The 3,785-nt window shown below is 54.2% G+C and carries 4 protein-coding genes and 1 pseudogene; 1 reads left to right on the top strand and 4 read right to left on the bottom strand.

Annotated elements, in window-relative coordinates:
* Window positions 1–360, bottom strand: a pseudogene (locus ABYW01_RS16450) (hypothetical protein); the annotation flags it as partial.
* Window positions 357–1,325, bottom strand: coding sequence for an AAA family ATPase (locus ABYW01_RS16455; RefSeq protein WP_372834771.1), 969 nt, complete (start codon window positions 1,323–1,325; stop codon window positions 357–359). The gene ABYW01_RS16455 and the pseudogene ABYW01_RS16450, both read right to left, overlap by 4 nt.
* Window positions 1,326–1,474: 149 nt before the next feature.
* Here ABYW01_RS16455 and ABYW01_RS16460 point away from each other — a divergent pair, with 149 nt between their 5' ends.
* On the top strand, window positions 1,475–1,681 hold the full coding sequence (locus tag ABYW01_RS16460) for a hypothetical protein (RefSeq protein ID WP_193954548.1): 207 nt from the start codon (window positions 1,475–1,477) through the stop codon (window positions 1,679–1,681).
* Here ABYW01_RS16460 and ABYW01_RS16465 read toward each other — a convergent pair.
* Together ABYW01_RS16465 and ABYW01_RS16470 are read right to left on the bottom strand one after the other, a co-directional pair.
* On the bottom strand, window positions 1,652–3,181 hold the full coding sequence (locus ABYW01_RS16465; protein WP_372834774.1) for a di-heme oxidoredictase family protein: 1,530 nt from the start codon (window positions 3,179–3,181) through the stop codon (window positions 1,652–1,654). The two genes, ABYW01_RS16460 and ABYW01_RS16465, sit on opposite strands and share 30 nt — an antisense overlap.
* A gap of 3 nt (window positions 3,182–3,184) precedes the next feature.
* Entirely contained in the window at window positions 3,185–3,733 is a 549-nt protein-coding gene (locus ABYW01_RS16470) for a hypothetical protein (RefSeq protein WP_372834777.1), read from the bottom strand.
* Window positions 3,734–3,785 lie beyond the last annotated feature (52 nt).

Genomic DNA, 3,785 nt, shown 5'->3' on the forward strand with positions numbered 1-3,785 from the left:
CCATTCAAAAGGGTGGCCACTGCGCAGATGATAGAAGGGTTGCTGCGTCGTTTTACTGCGCTGTTTATCCTGACTGCTCAACGTCAGATAAAGGTGATGTTGTCCGCTGTGTTCGTTGAGTGCTATCTCGAACTCCAGATCCTGACCGGCATGCACGGGATGCACGCGCACGTGTGTCGCGCGGAAACCGCACAAGTTGCGAATGGATAACCACACCGACAGCAGCATCGTCGCGGTCATCAGAAAACAGAGCGTAAAGATCAGATTATTGCTGTAGTTGACGGCCACTAGCATCAGGATCAGTAACATCAGTAAATAACCGATTCCCGCAGCGGTCGGTACAATGCGCCACTGCATCATCGTGGCACCTGAACCTGTTCCAGAATCAGCTCACCGTTACGCAACGGTGAATGACTGCCTTCGGTGTGTTGTAAACGATGACCGGCAACAAAGGGAAACACCACCTGAATATGGGCGGGTAGTAAGTGGTCACTGCCATCCAGCCAGGCCCAGGCCTTAGCGGCGTTTAACAGGCCCAGCCCGGCGCGCGTTGATAAGCCGTTTACAAACAGGCTGCTGTGACGGCTGAACTGCAACAGCTCATACAGATACTCCAGTGCCATGGCGCTGCACTCCACGTCAGCAACTGATTGTTGGTATGCGATCAGATCGTCGGGGCGGATGCTGTATTGGGTCTGTTGCAGGAGCTGTCGACGGGAGACGCCGGAGAGAATGGCCAGCTCGGCATCCTTCACCGGATAGCCCATCTCAATACGGATCAGGAAACGGTCCAATTGGGATTCAGGCAGAGGTGAGGTGCCAATCTGCTCCGCCGGGTTCTGGGTCGCGATGACAAAAAACGGATCGGGTAGTTTACGGGTCTCACCTTCCAGGCTGACCTGCTTCTCCTCCATCGCTTCCAGCAAGGCACTTTGTGTTTTTGGGGTGGCGCGGTTGATCTCATCAGCCAACAGCACCTGGGTGAATACCGGACCGGGCATAAAACGGAAGTTCTGCTGATCCGCTTGATAGATCGACGCACCCAGCAGGTCCGCCGGTAACAGGTCATTGGTAAACTGAACGCGTTTGTAATCCAGCCCCAATACCGCGGCTAACGAGTGTGATAACACGGTTTTACCCATGCCTGGCAGGTCTTCCAGCAGCAGATGTCCGCCTGCCAGCAAGCAGCTGAGCGAGAGTTTGATCTGCAACTCCTTACCCAAAATCAATTGGTTGAGTTGATCAAACACCGGGGCCAGTTCCGGACGAACATTCAGCGAATGGAGACTGTTATGGGATGAGGTATGTAACGCGAGTGAAGTCACAGTAGTGTCCTGTTAGATGGTCGCGGGTCTGCGATAAAAATGGATCGGGTCTGTTTGTGAGTTGTTCTCAGAATCATTTCCGTTTCAGCACGCGGTGAAATGACCATCTATAGTGAGATGAACTGCCGCAATGAATGGAAACGTTGCCGATGGCCTTTCTGACCACCCTGCCGGGGCTGACACTGATCACTAAGTTTTATTCCGCCTATGCGTTATCGCTGGCGTTTATTCTGCAAAGCAGCCTGACGCTGTTACTGGCGTTGGCTGCCTGTACGGTGCATGTGCTGCTGCGCCGGCGAATACACCGGCGGCAGACACTGTCGTCATCAAAGGTTATTTACAAAATTCAGCAATAGCTGACGTTGCTCCCGGGTCAGCTGCATGTAGCTATTTCGCGCCTGTTGCGCTTCGCCGCCGTGCCACAACATGGCTTCCTGAACATTGCGTGCCCGTCCGTCATGCAGAAAGTTGGTATGGCCGTTCACTGTTTCGGTCACACCTATTCCCCACAACGGCGCGGTACGCCATTCGGTTTCCGTCGCCTCGAAGTCACGGCGTCCGCTCAGGCCTTCACCCATGTCATGCAATAACAGATCGGAGTACGGACGAATCAGCTGATTTTCCAGACGGGAGATCTCGTGCTCACCGGTTTGCACCACCGATTTATGGCAGGACTCACAACCAATACTATGGAAGAGTTGTTCACCCTTCTGCACGGCGGGATCATCCATATTGCGGCGGTACACCACGCCCAGTAGCTGCAGATAGGTGGTGATATCTTTGAGCTGATCAGGACGCATCTCAAAATCGAGGCTGTCATGGGCTGCGAGACACGCGGTTTGCTCAGGCTCACAGTTCTGACGGGCTTTATGATTCGTGGCCTGATCGTCATGGCGATATAGGAACAGCTCGTTGTTGATACCCATATCTTTATAGGCGGCGATGGCGGACTGCTGGCGGATATCAAAGGCGTTGGCTTTCCAGGAGAAGCGCCCCATGATCTTGCCGCCGCGCTCCAGATCCCAGACATAGTTCGGCCGCCCGGAGATGCCATCACCATTTTTATCTTCCGGATCAGCCCAGCTCTGTATCGTTGCTTCCGGAATGGCTTCCAGCAGACCTAAGCCAAACACGGGCGGGGCCATGCGCATTTCATAGACGGTATCTTTTGGTAGCGGACCGTAGGCCAGTTCGGAGATCAGAAACTCAGGCTTACGTAACGAATAGGTTTCCCCATCCGGGAACTGACCGATCTCCTCGATCCAGTTCACCCGCACCTTGGCTTCAGGTTTAACACCGTCGATCGCACGGTCCCCCAGCTGAGCACCGTATCCCGGTGGCGACAGCGGTTCACCGTAAGGACCGGTGCCCGGAATGGATACCCGTACAAATCCCCCTTCTATCACCTCATCAGGGCCTTCGGGTGGCTTGGCGCGTCCGTCAGCCTGATGGCAGGCTTCACAGGCATTGTGGTTAAAGATCGGACCGACGCCATCGGCATCGCCACGCCAGCCGCTTGCGACACTGGGTGTAAATGCGCGCTCAAATACGCCATCTCCCCGGTCAAACGCAGCGGATAGTCCCCATGACAGGTTCGGGGCTTCTTGCTCAAACGCCATGCCCTGAGAATGAAAATGGGTCAGGTCACCGCCGGACAGACTTGCTGGCAGTTCCTGCTGCAGATAACTCATATCCGCAGCCCCGTAGCCATCAAAGGGCAGCCACAAGGTTTGATAGGCTTGGTAGGCCAACGCGCCTGATGCGATGACCAGACCCGCAATTCCGGCTTTTAGTATCAGTGAACTGCCGATTCTGGATTGAGCTGCGAGTGTTGCTGTGTGAGATGTATGAGACACGACTCACGCTCCCGCTGTTTGCAGCTGAGCGTTGTCACTGCGGATGGAATTACGTGTAAGCAATGTGCGTAGAAGCGCGAGGAACAGACCAAAGACGCCGAGCCAACCCAGATAACCGATAAGCAGCGCGCTGTACGTGGACTCGGTTTCGATCCAGACGGCAAAGAAGAAATAGGCATACCAGGAACCACCCGCAAAGACCGGGCCCAGCCACATGCTGATCTTGTGGTACTGCATCAGCAATGCGTTGATCACGATGACGGAGAAGATCGTCACACGGATCAGCAATTCAGGGTTGTCCGTCCAGTAAATGAAGTTATGGACGTGATAGTTGTACATCAGGGTGGTGATTTCAGAACATACCACCAGCACCATACCGATACGCAGCACGTTATAGGCGACATGTAGCAGGCGTTTTTCAGCCGGTTCCGTATGGCCTTTGGCCACGACAAAATAGTAGAAGGTGAGTACCAGTGTGGAAACACCCAGGCAGAGGCCTACGGTGTACGTGCGGAAAAGTTGGGATAGGTAAAACAGTTCGAGTTCAGTCATTAGGGATATTCAGTTCTTGTTTGTTCACAGAGATACGCGGAGAGCCAAGACA

It is taken from the genome of Pontibacterium sp. (genome assembly GCF_041587635.1).
In the GTDB taxonomy this organism is placed as follows: Bacteria; Pseudomonadota; Gammaproteobacteria; order Pseudomonadales; family Balneatricaceae; genus Pontibacterium.

Excerpts from the sequence above, each read along its gene's own strand:
- ABYW01_RS16460 (WP_193954548.1), top strand. The coding sequence starts at position 1,475 with ATGGCCTTTCTGACCACCCTGCCGGGGCTGACACTGATCACTAAGTTT.
- ABYW01_RS16470 (WP_372834777.1), bottom strand. The coding sequence starts at position 3,733 with ATGACTGAACTCGAACTGTTTTACCTATCCCAACTTTTCCGCACGTAC.